Here is a 19,264-nt window from a genome sequence, read left to right on the forward strand (position 1 = left end):
ATCCCTGATCGACCACCTGGAGACTACAATGAAAACCACCGTCCTGTCCGCCATCACCGTAATCGTGCTTGCCTCGGCTGCCGCCAGCAGCTTTGCCGCTGAAACGACCTGGCAGAAAAACCATCCCCGCCGCGAGCAGGTGAACAACCGCCTCGCGCATCAGAACGCGCGCATCCACAAGGAAGTCAAGGAAGGCGAAATCAGCAAGGGACAGGCGGCCGCCCTGCACCGCGAGGACCGCAGCATCCGCCGCGAAGAGCGCAGCATGGCCAAGCTCGACAACGGCCATATCACCAAGGCGGACCAGCGCGCGCTGAACCAGCAGGAAAATGTGGTCAGCAAACAGATCGGAAAGTGATTTGACGCAAGGGACGGCGTTGCACGGTGCGCCAACGGCACACGGCAACGGCCGCCCCATGGCAACGCGTTCCCGCCGCCCGCGGCATGCAGCTCTGTGCGAAAATGCCCGCCTTCGCCATTGTCCGATACCGCCCATGCCGCACCTTGCCATTGCTCCCCTCCTCCCCGCCCTTTCCGGGCGCGACGCGCGACGCATCGCGCGCCATGCACCGGCAGCCGATGCCGTCCGCTTCCTGCATCCGGCCCAGCAGGCGCTGCTGCACCGGCGCGGCTGGCTGACGATGCTGGCGCCGCGCAGCGCGGGCGGCGCCGAGCTGCCCTTGCCGCAGGTGGTGCGCCTGGAAGAAGCCGTGGCCGCCGTCGACGGCAGCATGGGCTGGGTGCTGACCCTGTGCGCGGGCGCGGGCTGGTTCGCGGGCTTTCTGGCGCCCGCCATGGCGCGGGCAATCATCGGCACCCCCCGCGTCTGCCTGGGCGGCAGCGGCGCGGCCACGGGATACGCGGAACAGGAAGGCGACGGCTACCGCATCACGGGCAGCTGGGACTACGCCAGCGGCGCGCCCATGGCAACCCACTTCACGCTGAACGCCCGGCTGCAGCGCGATGGCCAGCCCCTGCTCGATGACGAAGGCAAGCCGCGCATCCGCGCCTTCCTCGTGCCCGCCGCGCTGGTGCAGCTGGTGCCGTCGTGGAACAGTCTGGGCATGCGCGCCAGCGCCTCGCACAGCTACCGCATCGATGGCGAGTGGGTAAGCCAGGAGCACGGCTTCGCCATCGATCCTTCGGCCGCCACGGCCGATGGCCCCCTGTACCGCTATCCGTTCTATTCGCTGGCCTACGTGACCCTGGCGGCCAACGTGGCCGGCATGGCCAGCCACTTCATGGCGCTGGCCGAGGAATGCATGCGCCACCGGCGCCATGCACGCGCCGGCTTGCCGCTGCTGGAGGTGCCGCAAGTGGCCGCCATGCTGCAAGACAGGAAAGACGCGTTCGCGGCCGCCCGCGCGCATTTCTATGCCGTGCTGGACGACAGCTGGGCGCAGGTGGCGGGCGGCGCGGCGCTCAACGGGGACGCCATGCAAGCCGTACAGGCAAGCTCGCTGGACCTGGTGGCGCTGTGCCGCGCGGCCGTCGACGGCCTGTACCCGTACTGCGGCCTGTACGCGGCGCGCGAAGACAGCACCATCAACCGCGTGTGGCGCGATTTCCATACGGCCAGCCAGCATGCGCTGCTGCTGCCCTAGCGTGCGCGCCCTCGGCGCCGCCAGCCGGCGCCTCAGCGGGGATAGTGCTCGTCCGCCACCTGTTCCAGCCAGCTGACGGCCGTCCCGTCCTGCGCCTCCGCAATGGCGACGTGCTGCATGGCGGACGTGGCCGTCGCGCCATGCCAGTGCTTGACGCCGGGCGGTATCCACGCCACGTCGCCCACGGCCAGCGCTTGCAGCGGTCCCTGCCAGTGCTGCACCCAGCCCTGGCCTTGCGTGACGATCAGGGTCTGGCCCAGCGGATGCGTATGCCACGCCGTGCGGGCGCCCGGTGCAAAGCTGACGATGGCGCCGCCCGCGCGGGCCGGAGACGGCTGCTGGAACCTGGCGTCCACTGCGACCGTCCCCGTGAAATAGGCGGCGTCGCCGATGCTGGTGGGCAAGGCGGCTGCGCGCGTGACGGTGACGGCCGCTGGTGCGGCAGCAGCCTCAACAGAGGCTGCCCCGGCGGGCAGGCAAAGCGGCAAGAGTGCCGCAGCGTATCGATGCATGGGTATTTCCTTTCTTGCCGCGCGCGGCGGCGGTCATTGCGGTCATTGCGGTTATTGTTTACGGAAGACCTCTTTCGCCACGGCCAGCGCCGAGACGGCGTTCGGCCAGCCCGTATAGAACGCCAGGTGCGTGAGCGCCTCGACCAGTTCCTCTTCGCTCAAGCCGTTCTGGCGCGCCAGCAGCAGATGCGATTTCAGCTGGTCGGGACGGTGCATGGCCACCAGCGCGCTGACGGTCACCAGGCTGCGGTCGCGTTTGGACAGCTGGGGACGCTCCCAGATATCGCCATACAGCACCTTGTCGGTGAGCTCGGCCATCTTCGGAGCGATATCGCCCATCAATTGCTGCGCGCGCGAGGGCGCTTTGACTTCCCCATCCAGCTGTTGCGCCGGCGCCAGGGCCGGCAGCGCCAGGCAGGCCGCCAGCAAGCCCGTTTTCATGCCGTTCGAGACGCTGCCCATCACGCCCCCAGGTGCTGGCGGAAGAACGCGTCCAGCCTGGCCAGCGACTGCGCGATGTAAGCCGGCCGGTCATACAGGTCCACGTGCGAAGCGCCCGGCACGACGAACAGTTCCTTCGGCTGCGCCGCCTTGCCGTAGGCATCTTCGCTGAAGTAGGCCGACGGGGCGCGCTCGCCCACGATCATCAGCAAGGGGCGCGGCGCAATCGTCTCGATCTGCGCGAACGGGAAGAAATTCATCATCGGCGCCAGGCTCGTAAAGGCGTACAGGCTGGTCGAGTGCGGGTGGCTGCCGCGGGGCGTGGCGTAGTAATCGAGGAATTCGCGCACGATTTCCTGCGCATCCGGCCCGGCCGACTCGGGCAGCGCGCGGATGTCGCGCCGTGCTTCGCCGCGCGCTTCGCGCGTGCGCTGTTCCCCGATCTCGTCCAAGGTCTGCATGCGCTGCTCGTAGGTGAGCGTGTCGCCCAGCCCCTGGCGGCGCGCGCGGCCCATGTCGTACATGCTGACGGTGGCGATGGCCTTGATGCGGTGGTCGATCTGCGCCGCGCTGACGGCATAGCCGCCACCGCCGCAAATACCGAGCACGCCGATGCGCGCCGGGTCCACGGCAGCATGACAGGCGAGGAAATCGACGCAGGCGCTGTAATCGCCCACGCGCGTGCCCGGCACTTCCGTGTAGCGGGGCACGCCGCTGCTGTCGCCGTAATGGGAAGCGTCGAAGGCCAGGGTCACGTAGCCCAGTTCCGCCAGTTTTTGCGCATGCAAGCCCGCCGTCTGCTCCTTCACGCCGCCGAACGGGTGGCCGATGACGATGGCCCGATATTTCCTGGACGCGTCAAAGCGGGCCGGCGTGAACAGGTTGGCCGCAATCACCGTCTGCGCGCCGGTGTTGGGAAAAGTGACGCGCTCGATAGCGACGCCGTTGCGCTGGGGGTGGCCCACGACCATGGGCCGGGTGGGCGCGGACGCCGGCGCTTGCGCCTGGGCGGAACCTGCCAGCGCCATGCCGGCGCCGCCGGCCACCACGGCCAGCGAGGTATTGAGGAACGTGCGCCGTTGCGGCTGGAGGACTTCATCACGCATATGCATTCCTTGTAAACATTGATAAGGGACAAGCCGCATGCCCGACAAGGTGGCGGCAGGTCAAGCGTAACCGCCCTCGCCCACCGTGAATAGACAGCTCAATCTACTAAGGTCTATAAGCACAGCTCATGAATCGAGGCCTTGCTCCCCGTGCGCCGCGCATGGCGGTCAAGGCTGGCGGGCGCCGTGCAGCCTCGATTGCCTGCTAATATGGGGCATTGCTACTTCCCGTCCCTATCCATGCACGTCAACACCCTCAGCAGTCTGGCGCAGCTTCTGGCCAGCGCCGAAACGGAAACGCTGGCGTTTCCTACCAGCATCAATACGGCCCTGCTCCTGCAAAAGGAACTGGCCAACCCGGATTGCCACTCGGCCGACATCAGCCGCCTGCTGCTGTGCGAACCCACCTTGTCGGCGCGCGCCGTGGCGCTGGCCAATTCGGCCCTGTTCGCGCCCGGCCAGGCGCCCGCCATCACCAGCGTGCGCGCCGCCGTCGAACGGCTGGGACACCGCAACCTGTATGCGCTGGCGACGGCGGCCGTGATCCGCCAGCTGAACGCGGGCATCCGCGACGACGCCTTGCGCGCCCGCGCCACCCAGCTGTGGGCGCACACCGTGCACGTGGCCGCGCTCGCGCACGGCCTGGCCACCACCGTCACGCACACGGATGCCGATACGGCGCTGTTCGCCGGCATCGTGCATGAAGTGGCGGGCTTTTATCTGCTGGCCCAGGCCGACAAGACCCCGGGCCTGTACGCCCAGCTGGAAACGCAGATGGCGCCCACGCTGGAAGTGATCGGCCGCGCGCTGATGCGCCAGCTGGGCGTGCCGCTGCCCGTGGCCGATGCCGTCAATGCCTTGCCCGGTTCGACCATCATGCTGCCGCCCGAAGGCTTGCGCGACACCCTGCTGCTGGCCAAGGCGCTGGCGCCCGTGCCCTCGCCGCTGCCGCAGGCGGGCATCACCGTCAGCGAGGCGCTGCAAGCCTACCTGGAACACGATCCCGTGCTGCAGGCGCTGCGCACGCAGCCGTCGGCCGAAGCGAAAGGACTGATCGAGGTACTGCTCAGCTGATGGCCGATCTGCTATGATGGCGCGGGCCGGGATGGACCCGGTCCGCTTTCATTGATGTTATTGCCACTGCCTCTCAGTTCACTGGAAAACTGCCTTGACTACCTCCTTACGCATGCTCGGCCTGGCCGCAGCACTGACCGTGGCGTGCAACGCCAACGCCGACAGCTTCGTTTCCTCGGCCTCCAGCGCCGGTTCCCAGTCGAGCGGCAGCATTTCCGATTCGCTCAAGGGATCGAGCAACAGCTCTTCGCGCGACAACAAGGTGGCCAATGGCCCCTACCGCATCATCGACGTGGCCGCCGTGCCGGGCCGTAAGGGCATGACGCGCCTGACCATGCAGGCCGACGCCACGGCCACGCCGCTGGTGCTGGACTTGCCGCAGGCAGCGCTCGACAAGCAGCAGCTGGCGCAGGGCGACATGGTGCATGCGCAAAAACGCGCCTACGGCATCGAATTCTCGCGCAACGACACGCGCGCCGCCTTCTTCCTCGTGCTGGCCGACGACTGGTACGGCGAACTGGCCACGCGTCCCGTCAGCCTTTGATACGACGGATGACCCTGCGGCTGCTGGCCGGCTGCGCCGCACTGGCGCTGGCTGGCGCCGCCCAGGCAGGCACTGCGCTCGCCTCGTCGCGCTTTTGCGACCGCGCCCAGGAACTCACGGCTGCCGAACAGGACCGCCTGTTGCGCTTTGCCGCCGTCGTGCGCGAGGAGCTGGCCGCCACCGAGGGCAGCGTGGCCCTGATCAGCCGTTCCGGCCTGGACCTGGCCCGCTTCGGCATCCGCTATTCGCACGCGGCGCTGGCCTGGCGCCACGACGACGACAGCGGCTGGTCCGCGCGCCAGCTGTACTACGCCTGCGATGAAGGCCGCCCGCGCATCTTCGACCAGGGCACGGCCGGTTTCGCCATGGGCACGGACAATCCCTCGCTCGGCTACATCTCGCTGCTCAAGCTGCCGGCGGAAACCGTGCCGCCCCTGCGCCGCGCCCTGCTCGATCCCGTGCGCGTGCAGCAGTTGCTGGCGGGCCGCTACAGCGCCAACGCCTATGCGTTCAGCCTGAAATACCAGAACTGCAATCAGTGGGTGGTGGAATTGCTGGCCGCCGCCTGGGGAGAGCTGGCCGCGGGCAGCGACCTGCGCGCGCGCGCCCAGGACTGGCTGCGCGCCGCGCCGTATGCGCCCGCCCCCGTCGACGTGGGCGCGCGCTGGCTGATGCTCGGTTCCATCTTCGTGCCCCTCGTGCACATGGACGACCATCCGCCCGAAGCCATCGGCACGATGCAGCTGGCAGTGAGCCTGCCGGCCAGCCTGGAAGCGTTCGCGCGCCAGCGCCTGCCCGCCAGCGAACGCGTGGAAATCTGCCACGACGGCAGGCAGGTGGTGGTGCACCGGGGCTGGGAAGCCATCGCCGACGGCTGCGTGCCGGGCCCCGACGACAGGGTCATCGCGCTCGACTGATCACTGCTGCGCGTCGAGCGCCTCGCCGATCGCATAAAAACGCCCGCCCGCGATGTAGTGCAGGCTGCGCCAGGACGGATCGGCCTCCTCGAAATGCCAGTGCCCGTCGCGGAACACGCGCGTGTCGGCCCAGGCGCCCACCACTTCGCCGATGAACAGGTCGTAGGCGGCCTGGTTGTGCGGCTCGGGGAGCAAGCGGCACGCCAGCCAGGCGGAACACCCGGCCACGCACGGCGCCTCCACACCTTCCATCTGAAACAGCTGGACGCCCGCGCGCGCCAGCTTGTCCGGCTGCGCGTCGAGGCTGTGCGTGCCCACGGCGTGCGTCAGCTGCAATTGCGCGGCCGTCGGCACCTGGATGACGAACGTGCCGCTGCCCTCGACCAGCGCGCGCGTGCGCGTGGCCTTGTCCAGCACCACGGTCAGTTTCGGCGGCGCGAAATCGAGGGCGCAGGCCCAGGCGGCGGCCATCACGTTGTCGATGCCGGCATGGCGCGCCGAAACGAGGATGGACGGCCCGTGGTTGAGCAGGCGGTACGCTTTTTCCAGCGGCACGGCGGCGATATGGCTGTCGATGGCTGTCACGATGCGTCCTTTGCAGAGAGTGTCAAGAGCATGTCCCACTGGTCGATGCCGGGCCCGAAACCATCGGGCGTCACCTTCACCGTCTCGAAGCCGAACGCGGCATAGAAGCCCTGCGTGTGCTGGCTGGTATTCATGCGCACGCTGGCCACCTGCGGCAAGGCGCGGATGGCATCCAGGCGCGCCTGCGTCAGCGCGCGGCCCAGCCCCTGTCCATGCACGTCCTGCGCCACCATGCCCCAGCACAGGGCGGCGACGGTGCCGTCCCCGTCCAGCGCATGGCCGCCGCAGGCGACGAGGCGGCCGCCGCGCAGGATGACCAGGTAGGGATGCGGCGAGGTATCGAGCCAGGCGGCAAAGTCCGCGCGTTCGGACGGATCGAAAAAGCGCGGCGTATTGCCGTCGAACAGGGCCAGGCAGGCATCGCGGTCGCCGGCCTGGTAAGGACGTACAGTCTGCATGTGTTGTACTTTCAGGGACAGGAGCACAAATTATACGGGCGCGCGCTCACAGCAGCCGCTCCGATGTCACCACGTGCACGCCCGGCGCGGCGGCGATGGCCGCTTCCAGCAAGGCGCCGGCGATGCGGGGCGCGGGATTGATGCGCCAGCGGCGCGGCAGCACGGGACCGAGCACGCGCAGGATGCGCAAGGCGGCGCCCTCGCCCGTGCGCACTTCGTCGCGCTCGCCGCCGATCAGGCCCGGGCGCACGTGGGTGAGCGAGTCAAAGCCCAGCGCTTCCAGGTCGCGTTCCAGCTCGCCCTTGACGCGGTTATAGAAGATGCGCGAAGCGGCGTTGGCGCCGGCCGCCGAGTTGAGCGCATACGTGCGCGTGCCGGCCGCCAGCGCCAGGCGCGCCACGGCCAGCGGATAGTCGTGGTCGACCCTGCGGAACAGCTGGCGCGTGCCCGCCGCCTTCATGGTCGTGCCCAGGGTGCAGATGACGGCGTCCGCCTGCCACCACGATGCGTCGGTCGGCAGCTGATCGAAATCGACGAGGGGCGCGTCCAGCTTCGGGTGCGGCGGCAAGGCCTTACGCACGGGGGCGGCGACATGGCTGACGCGCGCATCCAGCAGCGCCAGGCGCAGCACTTCGCGGCCCACCAGGCCCGTGGCCCCCACAAGTAGTAATTTCATGGCTTTCCCGTCAAAATTGCTGTCAGCCATCACCATACACGCAACTCAGCCCAGGCGCAGCGCCAGTGCCGCAAGGGTCACCAGCAGCACGGGCACAGTCAGCACGATGCCGACGCGGAAATAGTAGCCCCAGGAAATGTGAATTTTCTTGCTGTCGAGCACATGCAGCCACAGCAAGGTGGCCAGGCTGCCGATGGGCGTGATCTTCGGTCCCAGGTCGCTGCCGATGACGTTGGCGTAGATCATCGCTTCGCGCACGGCGCCCTGCGCCGTGGTCGGGTCGATGGCCAGCGCGCCCACCAGCACCGTCGGCAGGTTGTTCATCACGGACGACAACAGCGCCGTCAGCACGCCCGTGCCCATGGCCGCGCCCCACACGCCATACTGGCCGAAGTGGTTCAGCATGCCCGTCAGGTACGCCGTCAAGCCCGCATTGCGCAAGCCGTACACGACCAGGTACATGCCCAGCGAAAAGACGACGATATGCCACGGCGCATGGCGGATCACGTGGCGCGTGGAAATCACATGGCCCCTGGCGGCCACGCCCAGCAGCAGCGCGGCGCCCACGGCGGCGATCAGGCTGATGGGCACGCCCAGGCTTTCTTGCGAGAAAAATCCCACCAGTAGCAGCGCCAGCACCAGCCAGCCCGCGCGGAAGGTGGCCAGGTCGCGGATGGCGGCATCCGGGCGTTTTAATTGCGCCACGTCATAGTCGCGCGGAATATCTTGGCGGAAAAAGAGCAGCAAGGCCGCCAGGGTGGCAAGCACGGCCACCACGTTGACGGGCACCATCACGGACGCGTATTCGGCAAAGCCGATCTTGAAGAAGTCGGCCGAGACGATATTGACCAGGTTCGACACCACCAGCGGCAGGCTGGCCGTGTCGGCGATGAAACCGGCCGCCATCACGTAGGCCAGGGTGGCCTTGGCGGAAAACTTCAGCGCCCGCAGCATGGCGATGACGATGGGCGTCAGGATCAGCGCGGCGCCGTCGTTGGCAAACACGGCGGACACCAGGGCGCCCAGCAAGACCAGCAGCACGAACAGTTTGCTGCCGCTGCCCCCGCCCCAGCGCGCCACGTGCAAGGCGGCCCATTCGAAGAAACCGGCCGCGTCCAGCAGCAGGCTGATGATGATCACGGCAATGAAGGTGCCGGTGGCATTCCACACGATATGCCAGACGACGGGAATGTCGCCCCAGTGGATTACGCCGGCCAGCAAGGCGACGCCGGCGCCGATGACGGCGCTCCAGCCGATGCCCAGGCCGCGCGGTTGCCAGATAACGAGAGTCAGGGTAGCCAGGAAGATCAGGAAAGCGGTCAGCATGCGGTAATGGTCCCGTGCAATGCGGCGTCGCGGGCACCATGCGCCGCAGCCTGTGAATTTGAACAATAATTCAATAATACTGGAATTATTGAATCAATGCAAAGCTGCGGCGTCGCTTCCTTATTTTAATGCGATGGCGATATCGACCAGCCCCACCGTGCCGTTACCGATGGCGGACGCCGCTGGCGCCGCCGCGCCGCCGCTCAGCACCGCCGCGCCCGTCGCCAGGTCGATGCGGTACAGCGAGCTGGGGCCAGTGGCGGAAGTGCGCAGGACCGCCAGCGCCAGGCCGTTGGCACCGCCCGCGATATCGAAGCCGACGTCGCCCGCCGCCGCCACGCCCAGCAGCCCCACATTGACGAGGGTACCGTCATTTGGCGGATTTTGCAGGGCCAGACTGGCGCTGGCCGTGTCGATATCGAACAGCGTGGTGGCCGTCGTGCCGGCAAAGCTGTTGCTGTAGGCCGCCGCCGTCACAACCGGCGCCGCACCCGCGCGGTTGATGGCGCCATCGGTGGTGGTGGCGCCCGTGTCGACATTGATGCGCAAGCTTTGCCCCGTGTTAGCGATCACGCGCAAGCGGTCGGCGACGGGATTGAAGTCCACGCCAAAGGCCGTTCCGGCGATGGCCGTGTAGGGCGCGCTGGCGTCCGCCGCATCGGCGGCCAGCGTCGCCTTGACGCTGGCCGCGCCAGTCGCCGGATCGATGGTGACGATGCGCCCCGCCGAGGAGACGCCGTACAGCAAGCCATCCTTGGGACGGATGTCAAAGCCCAGCAGGCGCTCGCCCGCCGCCAGGCCGGTGATGGCCACGTTGGCGTCCAGCGTGTTCGGCGTGGCCGTCTTGAAGGTGACGATGCGGGCGTCGTCCGTCAAGCCATACGCGATGGGTGCGGCAGGCACTGTCAAGGCGATGCCGCGCAAGTCTTCCGTCACGCCGACGGCCGCCACCAGGGTCGCCGGCGCAGTCGCCGCCGCCAGGTTCAGGGTGTACAGATTACGCACGCCGGCCACCGTCATGACGGCATAACCCGTGTTGGTGCGCGCATCGATGTCGAAACCGGCCACGCCGGTCGCCGCCACGCCCAGCGGCACGGCGCCGGCCAGGGTGCCGTTGTTGGGCGGATTTTGCGTGTACAGGGTGGCATTGGCCGCATCGATGACAAACAAGGTGGTGCTGGCCGTGCCGGCGAAGCTGTTGCTGTAGGCCGCCGCCGTGATGGCCGTCGTGGCCGCGCCGCCATTGATATTGCCATCCGTGGTGGTGGCGCCCGTGTCGACATTGATGCGCAGGCTCTGGCCCGTGTTGCTGACGATGCGCAGGCGGTCGGCCACCGGATTGAAGTCGACGCCGAATTCCGTGCCGGCCAGCGCCGTGTAGGGCGCCGTGGTGTCGCTGGCATCGGCTGCCAGGGTGGCTTTGACGGTGGCAGCGCCCGTCACGCCATTCAGGGTATAGATGCGCCCCGTGCTGCCGACGCCATACAGCTGGCCATCGGCGGGACGGAAATCGATGCCCAGCAGGTTTTCACCCGTCTGCAAACCCGTCACGGTGGCCGTGGTGCGGATGGTGGCAGGCGTGGCGCGATCGAACGACAGCAGTTTATTGCTGGCGGTGAGCACGAAGACATCGCCGGCCACGACTGCGGGCGGCGGTGGCGTGACGACAGCATCGTCATGGCCGCTGCCGCCGCAGGCGGACACGGTCATGGCGACCGCGGAAACAAGCAGCAGCCTGGAAAACGGCAAAGATGGCAAGGTCGGTAATGTCGGCATGGTCGTGGCCCCTGTAAGAGTGAGTGAAGGTGCCGCTCATGCCGCGGTCGCAGCGAGCGCACCCCTGTACTACCCGCCATGCCCGCGTTTGGATGCAGCGGCGCAAAAAATTTATTTCGGCGCGATTTATGCTTGTGTTTAGGCAATTTTTTCGGTGTATAGTCGCAGGCACGATTGAAACGGGGGACAGGAAAGTGGCGCGCATCTATCAGACCAACAACATGGGCGAAGCCGACGTGCGGGTGGCCATCGTGCCACGCGGCAATGCCGACTTGCTGGTGCACCGCGCGACCAGCTGGGGCCTGGCGCACGGCGACGCGCAGTGGTTCATCACCCGTGAGCGCCAGGATGCGACGGCCAGCGTATATTTCACTTCGCCAGGCTTCGCGCAGCTGTCCATCAGTTTTGTCGATCACGCCAGCGAAGCGGGCTGGACCCGGCCACACCGGCTCAAGGGCTGCCTGTCGCACAACGGCATCTGACATCAAGCGGAGGAGTTCTTCATGGATTTGATCTTGCTGGAACCCGGCAACGGGGAATTGGTATTCGGTAAGGCGCCGGACGGTGAAAGCAAGGGTGGCGATATCGACGCCATCTGGCGCGACGCCGCTGCGCTGCGGGGCATGGGCCAGTGCATCGAGCTGGTGTCTTTACATCAAGGCATGAAGCAGCAAGTGACGACGGACGTCAGCAACTCTGCGCGCACGTCGGGCCGGCCCGTCATCACCGAGTTTACCTGTGTCAAATATGTCGACCAGACGTCCGTCAAACTGTATGAGCTGTGTCTGCGCGCCGAGCCGCTGGGCAGGGGCGCGGCCCAGCCGACCAGGCTGTACATCGCCCGCCATACGGGCGGCAAGACGGCCAACCTCATCACCATTTCCCTGCGCGACGCCCTGATCAGCGAAATCCAGCTGCAAACCCATCCCGATGACATGCCCACCGAACAGTTCAAGCTGAACTTTACGGAAATCCTCTGGAGCCACAGCGTGCAGCAGGCGGACGGCCAGCCCGGCGCCCAGTACACGACGGGCTGGAGCCTGGCGCGCAACCGTCCGATCGCGGCATTTACGGGATAAGCACATGATCGACGCGGCACATTCTCCCGACATCGTTTGCATCGGCAATGCCGGCCTGGCGCTGGTCCATCCCTTCCTGCCGGCAATGTTCCAGCGGCTGGACCTGCTCGCCACTGGCGGCGATGGCAGGCCGCAGCTGCGCGGCGAACAGGGCGCGCGCGCCGTGCGGCTGCTGCACTACCTGACGGATGGCAGGAGCGACGCACCGGAGCCGGCACTGCCGCTGAACAAGCTGCTGTGCGGCCTGCCCCTTGACTTCCCTGCCCCGCCCGTCGACCTTGGCCAGGAAGAACTGGCGCTATGCGACCAGCTGCTGCATGCGGTCATCGTCAATTGGCCCGTCATAGGCGCCGTCTCGATCACGGCCTTGCGCGCGACCTTCCTGCAGCGCGAAGGCCGGCTGCAATGGCGCGGCGCAGACGCCACCCTGACCGTGCAACGCAAGACGGTCGATGTGCTGATGCGCCAGCTGCCATGGTCCATGACCGTCATCCGGCATCCATGGATGCCGCAGCCCCTGCATGTGGCATGGTAGACCCGCAGCAAAGCGATACTAACCGATACTTCCACGAGGAAACCCGCATGAGCAACTACATCCGCATCGCCGGCAACCCCGCAACCGGCATCGTGCTGCTGGGCGACGATGGCGCGGTGCGCAGCCAGGGCCAGGTCGAAACATGGTCGGCATGGCTGGATTCCCCGCCGGCCGCCGGCTTCGTGCCCGGCGAAGCTGCGTTTGCCTGCCTGCACGGCGACGGCGCGGGCTTCGTCACGGTGGCCCATGGCACGGCCATCCGCTATCTCTCCGTCCTGGGCCAGCCGAATGCGCGCTGGAAAGACGTCGCCCCGCCGCCCGCCGGCACGGGCATCGCCGGCCTGGCGGGCGGCCCCCTGGAGGGTTACCTGCTGCTGGCCGCCGATGGCCGCCGCCTGTACCGGCTGGACGGCGCCGCCGCTGGCGGCGGGAACGCATGGCAAGCCTGCGCCGCCCCGCCGTTCAGCGGCAAGGCCGCGCTGATCGCCGGCGACTGGCAGCATGGCGTGCTGGCGCTGGCCGACGGTGCGGCAGCAAAGCTGAAGAGCGGCAGCACCGGCGACGCCTGGACGGCGCTGCCGGCGCCACCGCTCGCCTTCGAGATGGTGACGGGGAATTGTCAGGATGGCTTCATCGCCTACGGCGAGGGACGCTTGTTCATGCTGGACATGGGCGCCCAGCCGAGGTGGAGCCGCCTGGCCATGCCAGGCTTCGACATGCGCGCCCTGTCCGGCGATCCCGTTCACGGCGTGGCGGCCGTGCTGGCCGACTCCAGCGGCGACGGCACCCTGGTCGTCTATGCCCTGCGTCCGGGCAGGGAATCGTGGTCGCTGGTCCTTGCGCCGTCGGCAAGGCGCGCATAGTCCCTACTCTTCCAGCCCGCCTCCCAGCGCCTTGTACAGGGCCACGGCAGACTTGAACTGGTCGCGCCGCGCGTCGAGCAAGGCTTGCTGCGCCGCATACGACTGGCGCTGCGCGTCGAGCAATTCCAGCCGGCTGTCCTGGCCCGCGTCGTAGCGCAGCTGCGACAGGCGCTGGCGCTGTTGCGCCGCGGCCACCACGCGCTGCTGCGCGGCGATCTGCTGCGCATACGTGGCGCTGCCGGCCAGGCCGTCGCGCACCTCGCGAAACGCCGCCTGGATCGCCTGTTCATACTGCAGCACGGCGACGTCCTTGCGCAGGCGCGACAGCTGCAGTTCCGCGCGCAGCTGGCCGCCCTGGAACAGCGGCTGCGTCACTTGCGGCGCGAACGACCAGCTGCGCGCGCTGCCGCGGAACAAGTCGCCCAGCTCCGGACTGGCAAAACCCAGCGACGCCGTCAGCGACAGACGGGGGAAGAAGGCGGCGCGGGCGGCGCCGATTTCCGCATTCGCCGCCACCAGCGCGTATTCGGCTTGCACGATGTCGGGCCGCCGCGCCAGCAAGTCCGATGGCAGGCCGGGCGGCAGCTGCGTCAGCACAGGCTGGCCATCGAGCGCGCGGCCGGCGGGCAGGTCGGCGGGCAATGGCGCGCCCAGCAGCAGTTCCAGGTTGTTGCGCGCCAAGGCACTGGCCCGCTCGCGGGCCTGCACGTCCGCTTCCGCCGTGGCCGCCTGCCCTTGCGCTTGCGCCACGTCCAGGCCGCTGCCCTGCTGCGCGCCGTGCAGGCGCTGCGTCAGGACCAGGGCCTGGCGCCAGTCGGCCAGGGTTTGCCGCGCCAGCGCCAGCTGTTCCTCGGCCAGGCGCTGCTCCAGGTAGGCGTCGGCCACGCCGCCGATCAAGGCCATGTGGGCGGCGCGCTGGCCCTGCTCCGTGGCCAGGTAGCGGGCAAACGCCGCGTCCGACAGGGAAGCCAGGCGGCCGAACAGGTCGATCTCGAACGCGCTCATGGCGATGCCGGCCGTGAACTGTTTTTGCGTTACGCCGTCGGCAGCGCGCTGGCGCACGCCGCCCGCATTCGCGCCGATGGCCGGATAGCGGCCCGCATCCTGGATCTGGTACTGGGCCCGCACGGCTTCCACGTTGAGCGAGGCCACGCGCAAGTCGCGGTTGTTTTCCAGCGCCAGGCTGACCAGGCGCTGCAGGCGCGCGTCGAGCAGCATCTGGCGCCAGCCCAGGTCGGCGGCAGTGCCGGCCATGCCTGCCGGCGCGGCCGCCTCGCCCGCATGGTAGCTGGCGGGGATGGGCGGCGCCGGCTTGACCAGCGACGGCGTCAGCGAACAGGCCGACAAGGCCAGCGCGGCCAAGGGCATGATGAATATCGAACGCATTACGACTCTCCTTCCACCGCGTTGACCGCGGTGCGATTGCGCTTACTGTCTTTTAAGAAATAATTTGCCATCTTGTCGACGGCGCCCAGCACCACGACAAAGAACACGGGCACGAAAAACACGGCCAGCACGGTGGCCGTGATCATGCCGCCGAACACGCCCGTGCCGATCGCGTGCTGCGTCTCGGCGCTGGCACCCGTGGCCAGCATCAGCGGTACCACGCCCAGCGCGAACGCCAGCGACGTCATCAAAATCGGGCGCAAGCGCAGGCGGGCCGCTTCCACCGTCGCTTCGACCAGTCCCTTGCCCTGCGCCTGCAACTGGCGCGCATATTCGACGATCAGGATGGCGTTCTTCGCCGACAGGCCGATGATGGTGATCATGCCCACCTTGAAGAACACGTCGTTCGGCATGCCGCGCAACATCACGGCCAGCACGGCGCCCAGCAAGCCCAGCGGCACCACCAGCATCACGGACACGGGAATGCTCCAGCTTTCATACAGGGCCGCCAGCACGAGGAAGACCACCAGCATCGACAGCGCCATCAGCATGGGCGCTTGCGAGGCCGATTCCTTCTCCTGCAGCGACTGGCCCGTCCAGGCCAGCGCGAAGCCGGGCGGCAGCTGTTTCACCAGGCGTTCCATTTCCAGCATGGCGTCGCCGCTCGAGACGCCGGGCGCCGCGCTGCCCGAGATGCGCGCGGCAGGATACCCCTGGTAGCGCACCAGTTGCAGCGGCGATTCGCTCCACACGGGGCGCACCAGTTCGCCCAGGGCCACCATGCCGCCCGCGTTATTGCGGATGCGCAAGGCCAGCACGTCGTTCAGCTGCATGCGCGACGGCGCATCGGCCTGGATGATCACTTGCTGCATGCGGCCCGCGTTGGGGAAATCGTTGACATAGGTCGACCCCATGGCCGCCGTCAGCATGTCGGCAATGGCCGTAAACGACACGCCCAGCGCTTCCGCCTTGGTGCGGTCGATATCGAGGCGCACGCTGGCGCCGGGCGGCAAGCCGTCCGGATACACGCCCGCCACCTTGCTGCTTTGCGCGGCCAGGCCCAGCAGCTGGTTCTGCGCTGCCTGCAGGGCAGCGATGCCCTGGCCGGCACGGTCCTGCAGACGCAGGGAAAAGCCGGACGAATTACCCAGTTCATCGATGGCGGGCGGCATCAGGCTCATGATCACGCCCTCCTTCGCCTGCGACATGGCCGCCTGCGCCAGCGCCACTTCTTCCTGCGCCGTGGCGCCGTTGCGCTGCTTCCAGTCCTTCAGCATGGTGAAGGCCAGGCCCGCATTCGGTCCCGCGCCGGAAAAGCTGAAGCCGAGGATGGACTGGTTCACTTCGATGCCGGGCCGCGTGGCCACGTGCTGCTCGTACAGCTTGACGACATCGAGCGTGCGCTCCATGGTGGCGTCGGACGGCAGCTGGATCGAGGTAATGAAATAGCCCTGGTCCTCTTCCGGCAGGAAGGCCGACGGCAGCTGCACGAAGGCCACGCCCAATGCGGCGACGATGGCGCCGTAGACCACCATCGAGCGGCCTGCGCGTTTCAGCATGGCCACCACGCCTTTTTCATAGCGGGCCGTCATGCGCTCAAACTGGCGGTCGAACCACAGGAAGAAGCCCTTCTTGTCATGGTCGTGCGGACCGATGGGTTTCAGCATGGTGGCGCACAGGGCCGGCGTCAGGGTCAGAGCCAGGAAGGCCGAGAACAAAATCGATACGGCCATGGCCAGGGTGAACTGGCGGTAGATGGCGCCCACGGAGCCGCTGGCCAGGGCCATGGGGATGAACACGGCCGTCAGCACCAGGGTGATGCCCACCACGGCGCCCGTGATTTCGCGCATGGCCTTCGACGTCGCTTCCTTCGGCGACAAGCCTTCCGTGGCCATCAGGCGTTCCACCGCTTCCACCACGACGATGGCGTCATCGACGATGATGCCGATGGCCAGCACCATGCCGAACATCGTCAGCACGTTGACGGAGTAACCGGCCAGCAGCATCACCGTAAACGTCCCCATCAGGGCAATCGGCGCGACGATGGCGGGAATCAGGGTGTAGCGTATCTTTTGCAGGAACAGGTACATGACGAGGAAGACCAGCACCATCGCCTCCAGCAAGGTGACGACGACCTTCTCGATCGAGATCTTCACGAACGGCGCCGTATCGAACGGCACCGAGTACTTGATCCCGGCCGGCATGGTGTGCGCCAGTTCGGCCATGCGCGCGCGCACGGCGCTGGCCGTCTGCACGGCGTTCGCGCCCGGCGACAGCATGATGGCGGCGCCCGAAGCGGCTTGCCCGTTTTCGCGGATGCTGAAATTGAAGCTTTGCGCGCCCAGCGATACGCGCGCCACGTCGCCGATGGTCACTTTCGAGCCGTCCGCATTCGCGCGCAGCACGATGGCGGCAAATTCGGCCGGCGTTTGCAGCTGGCCCTGCACCGTCAGCGGGATGGTGACGCGCTGGCCATGCACGGCGGGCGAATCGCCCAGGCGGCCCGGCGCGATCTGCGCATTTTGCTGCGCCACGGCGGCCGTGATATCGCCCATCGCGATGTTGTACGACACCAGCTTGGCCGGGTCGACCCAGATGCGCATGGCCCGCTCGGAGCCGAACAGCTGCACCTTGCCCACGCCGGGGATGCGGCGCAGCTCTTCCGTCACGTTGCGCGCCAGGTAGTCGCCCAGCGCCACTTCATCGTGCTGGCCAGTCTCGGAAATCAGGCTGACGATCATCAGGAAGCCGGACGACGCCGATTCCACCGTCAAGCCGTTTTGCCGCACGGCTTGCGGCAGGCGCGGCTCGATGGCTTTCAGGCGGTTTTGCACGTCCACCTGCGCCATTTCCGGATTCGTGCCGGGCTGGAAGGTGACGGTGATCGAGGCCGAGCCCGAGGTATCGGTGGACGACTCGAAATACAGCAGGTGCTTGACGCCCGACAGTTCACGCTCGATCAGGCCCACCACGGAATCGTTCATGGTTTGCGGCGTGGCGCCAGGGTAGCTGGCGCTGATGCTGACGCTGGGCGGCGCCACCGAAGGGAAGCGCGCAATCGGCAATTGCGGTATGGCGATCAGTCCGAACAGGACGATGAAGACCGCCACCACCCACGCAAAGACGGGGCGGTTGATGAAAAATTGAGGCATATCATTAAGCTTTCAATAAGTACTGGTCAGCGCACGGCGCTGACGGGAGCGGCGGTGGCAACGGCGGCGGCCCGCTTCCACGGCTGGGGCGCGGCGGTGGCGCCCGGCTGCAAACGTTCCTGGCCTTCGATGACGACCGTGTCGCCCGCCTTCAGGCCGCCGTTGACGACGTACTGGTGCTCGACCACGTCGCCCACGGTTACCGGTTTCAGGCTGGCCTTGTGCGCGCCATCGAGTACCCAGGCCTGCGCCTGGCCGTCGCTGCCGCGCAAGACGGCTTGCTGCGGCACCAGCACGCCATCGGCCTGCACGGCGCGGGCGATGCGGGCCCGCACGAACATGCCCGGCAACAGCTGGCGCTGCGGATTGTCAACCAGCACGCGGATGACGGCGTCGCCCGTGCCCGCATCGACGCTGATGCCGGAGAACAGGATGCGCCCCGTGACGGGATGCGGCTGGCCATCGGCGCCCAGGATGGTGACGGGCAGCTTGTCCGCGCCGCCCTTGCCGTCCGCGTTCGCGGCCCGCAGCGCGGCCAGCGCGGCGGCCGGCTGGCGCACGTCCACATACACCTTGTCGATCTGCTGGATGCGCGCCATCGGCGTTGCATCGGCCAGGCCCACGAGCGCGCCTTCCGTCACCAGTTCGGAGCCGATGCGCCCCGCGATAGGCGCCTCGATGCTGGCAAAGGCCAGGTCCAGGCGGCGGCGCGCCAGGCTGGCCCGCGCCTGCGCCACGGTGGCCACGGCTTGCTCGCGCTGGGCCACGGCATCGTCATACGCCTGGCGGCTGATGGCGTCCGCCTCGACCAGCGGTTTCAGACGCTCGGCCTGGCTGCTGGCGCGGTTGGCCGTGGCCACCGCATGCTGCAGGGCGGCGGCGGCCGAGTCGACGTCCGCCTGGAACGGTGCGGGGTTCAGCTGGAACAGCTTCTGCCCCGCCTGCACTTCGGCGCCCTGCTCGAACTGGCGGCGCAGCACGATGCCGCCCACCTGCGGGCGGATGTCGGCCGTGCGGAAGGCCGCTACCCTGCCCGGCAATTCGTCGCTGAGGAGCACGGGCGCCGCCTGCAGCTTGAGCACCGTCACGGCGGCGGGCGGTGCGGCGCCTTCTTCCGGCGCGGGTTTGGAACAGGCGGCAAGGCTGAGCAGTGCCGCGGCGATCAACATGTTTTTCTTGGTGAGGTGGCTCGGATGCATGGTCTTTCTCTATGGCAGATCCCAACCGGCG

20 protein-coding genes are annotated in these 19,264 nt (G+C 67.7%); 9 read left to right on the forward strand and 11 right to left on the reverse strand.

What is annotated here, in order from left to right; translation table 11 throughout:
* The first annotated feature begins 28 nt into the window (after nt 1-28).
* Together VPH41_RS14405 and VPH41_RS14410 are read left to right on the forward strand one after the other, a co-directional pair.
* Nucleotides 29-358, forward strand: a complete 330-nt coding sequence (locus VPH41_RS14405; RefSeq protein ID WP_152258680.1) for a hypothetical protein — start codon at nt 29-31, stop codon at nt 356-358.
* Between the two features lie 136 nt (nt 359-494).
* The gene (locus tag VPH41_RS14410) at nt 495-1,604 is read left to right on the forward strand and encodes an acyl-CoA dehydrogenase (protein ID WP_328570560.1); all 1,110 of its coding nucleotides are present in this window, start codon (nt 495-497) and stop codon (nt 1,602-1,604) included.
* A 32-nt stretch (nt 1,605-1,636) separates the two neighbouring features.
* On the opposite strand, the gene VPH41_RS14415 is transcribed toward VPH41_RS14410, so the two are convergent.
* From VPH41_RS14415 to VPH41_RS14425, 3 genes are read right to left on the reverse strand one after another with little or no spacing between them, the layout of a single operon-like run.
* Entirely contained in the window at nt 1,637-2,116 is a 480-nt protein-coding gene (locus tag VPH41_RS14415; protein ID WP_328570561.1) for a (R)-mandelonitrile lyase, read from the reverse strand.
* Nucleotides 2,117-2,167: 51 nt separating this feature from the next.
* The gene (locus VPH41_RS14420) at nt 2,168-2,578 is read right to left on the reverse strand and encodes a carboxymuconolactone decarboxylase family protein (protein WP_328570562.1); all 411 of its coding nucleotides are present in this window, start codon (nt 2,576-2,578) and stop codon (nt 2,168-2,170) included.
* On the reverse strand, nt 2,578-3,663 hold the full coding sequence (locus VPH41_RS14425; protein WP_328570563.1) for an alpha/beta hydrolase: 1,086 nt from the start codon (nt 3,661-3,663) through the stop codon (nt 2,578-2,580). Before VPH41_RS14425 ends, VPH41_RS14420 begins: the two co-directional genes overlap by 1 nt.
* Before the next feature lie 240 nt (nt 3,664-3,903).
* On the opposite strand from VPH41_RS14425, the gene VPH41_RS14430 reads away from it, so the two are divergent.
* The 3 genes from VPH41_RS14430 to VPH41_RS14440 all read left to right on the forward strand — a co-directional run bounded on the left by VPH41_RS14430 (nt 3,904) and on the right by VPH41_RS14440 (nt 6,198).
* On the forward strand, nt 3,904-4,737 hold the full coding sequence (locus VPH41_RS14430) for an HDOD domain-containing protein (protein ID WP_328570564.1): 834 nt from the start codon (nt 3,904-3,906) through the stop codon (nt 4,735-4,737).
* A 112-nt stretch (nt 4,738-4,849) separates the two neighbouring features.
* Nucleotides 4,850-5,281 carry a hypothetical protein gene (locus tag VPH41_RS14435; RefSeq protein WP_328571221.1) on the forward strand — a complete coding sequence of 144 codons (432 nt, stop codon included), beginning with the start codon at nt 4,850-4,852 and terminating at the stop codon, nt 5,279-5,281.
* Between the two features lie 8 nt (nt 5,282-5,289).
* A complete protein-coding gene (locus VPH41_RS14440; RefSeq protein ID WP_328570565.1) occupies nt 5,290-6,198 on the forward strand; it encodes a DUF2145 domain-containing protein in 909 nt (302 codons plus the stop codon).
* Here VPH41_RS14440 and VPH41_RS14445 read toward each other — a convergent pair whose 3' ends face one another.
* The 5 genes from VPH41_RS14445 to VPH41_RS14465 form a co-directional block, all read right to left on the reverse strand.
* Nucleotides 6,199-6,774 (reverse strand): flavin reductase family protein, encoded by a 576-nt coding sequence (locus VPH41_RS14445; protein WP_328571222.1) that lies wholly within the window; start codon nt 6,772-6,774, stop codon nt 6,199-6,201.
* A gap of 5 nt (nt 6,775-6,779) precedes the next feature.
* Nucleotides 6,780-7,241 carry a GNAT family N-acetyltransferase gene (locus VPH41_RS14450; protein WP_328570566.1) on the reverse strand — a complete coding sequence of 154 codons (462 nt, stop codon included), beginning with the start codon at nt 7,239-7,241 and terminating at the stop codon, nt 6,780-6,782.
* Between the two features lie 46 nt (nt 7,242-7,287).
* Nucleotides 7,288-7,917: an NAD-dependent dehydratase gene (locus tag VPH41_RS14455; protein WP_328570567.1), complete on the reverse strand. Its 630-nt coding sequence runs from the start codon at nt 7,915-7,917 to the stop codon at nt 7,288-7,290.
* Nucleotides 7,918-7,962: 45 nt separating this feature from the next.
* On the reverse strand, nt 7,963-9,243 hold the full coding sequence (locus VPH41_RS14460) for an arsenic transporter (protein ID WP_328570568.1): 1,281 nt from the start codon (nt 9,241-9,243) through the stop codon (nt 7,963-7,965).
* 120 nt (nt 9,244-9,363) lie between these two features.
* The gene (locus tag VPH41_RS14465; RefSeq protein WP_328570569.1) at nt 9,364-11,019 is read right to left on the reverse strand and encodes a DUF4394 domain-containing protein; all 1,656 of its coding nucleotides are present in this window, start codon (nt 11,017-11,019) and stop codon (nt 9,364-9,366) included.
* 194 nt (nt 11,020-11,213) lie between these two features.
* On the opposite strand from VPH41_RS14465, the gene VPH41_RS14470 reads away from it, so the two are divergent.
* Genes VPH41_RS14470 through VPH41_RS14485 form a run of 4 tightly spaced genes read left to right on the forward strand, consistent with a single transcriptional unit; the run spans nt 11,214 to nt 13,496 of the window.
* On the forward strand, nt 11,214-11,501 hold the full coding sequence (locus VPH41_RS14470; RefSeq protein ID WP_328570570.1) for a DUF6150 family protein: 288 nt from the start codon (nt 11,214-11,216) through the stop codon (nt 11,499-11,501).
* 21 nt (nt 11,502-11,522) lie between these two features.
* Nucleotides 11,523-12,098 carry an Hcp family type VI secretion system effector gene (locus VPH41_RS14475; RefSeq protein ID WP_328570571.1) on the forward strand — a complete coding sequence of 192 codons (576 nt, stop codon included), beginning with the start codon at nt 11,523-11,525 and terminating at the stop codon, nt 12,096-12,098.
* Nucleotides 12,099-12,102: 4 nt separating this feature from the next.
* Entirely contained in the window at nt 12,103-12,633 is a 531-nt protein-coding gene (locus tag VPH41_RS14480; protein WP_328570572.1) for a contractile injection system tape measure protein, read from the forward strand.
* A gap of 47 nt (nt 12,634-12,680) precedes the next feature.
* Nucleotides 12,681-13,496: a hypothetical protein gene (locus VPH41_RS14485; RefSeq protein ID WP_328570573.1), complete on the forward strand. Its 816-nt coding sequence runs from the start codon at nt 12,681-12,683 to the stop codon at nt 13,494-13,496.
* Between the two features lie 3 nt (nt 13,497-13,499).
* On the opposite strand, the gene VPH41_RS14490 is transcribed toward VPH41_RS14485, so the two are convergent.
* The 3 genes from VPH41_RS14490 to VPH41_RS14500 are packed head-to-tail and all read right to left on the reverse strand — an operon-like array spanning nt 13,500 to nt 19,233.
* Nucleotides 13,500-14,882, reverse strand: a complete 1,383-nt coding sequence (locus VPH41_RS14490) for an efflux transporter outer membrane subunit (protein WP_328570574.1) — start codon at nt 14,880-14,882, stop codon at nt 13,500-13,502.
* Entirely contained in the window at nt 14,882-18,034 is a 3,153-nt protein-coding gene (locus VPH41_RS14495; protein ID WP_328570575.1) for an efflux RND transporter permease subunit, read from the reverse strand. The genes VPH41_RS14490 and VPH41_RS14495 overlap by 1 nt, the downstream gene beginning before the upstream one ends.
* Before the next feature lie 26 nt (nt 18,035-18,060).
* Nucleotides 18,061-19,233, reverse strand: a complete 1,173-nt coding sequence (locus VPH41_RS14500; RefSeq protein WP_442906270.1) for an efflux RND transporter periplasmic adaptor subunit — start codon at nt 19,231-19,233, stop codon at nt 18,061-18,063.
* Nucleotides 19,234-19,264 lie beyond the last annotated feature (31 nt).

Source organism: Janthinobacterium sp. P210006 (genome assembly GCF_036231885.1).
GTDB classification, from domain to species: domain Bacteria; phylum Pseudomonadota; class Gammaproteobacteria; order Burkholderiales; family Burkholderiaceae_D; genus Janthinobacterium; species Janthinobacterium violaceinigrum.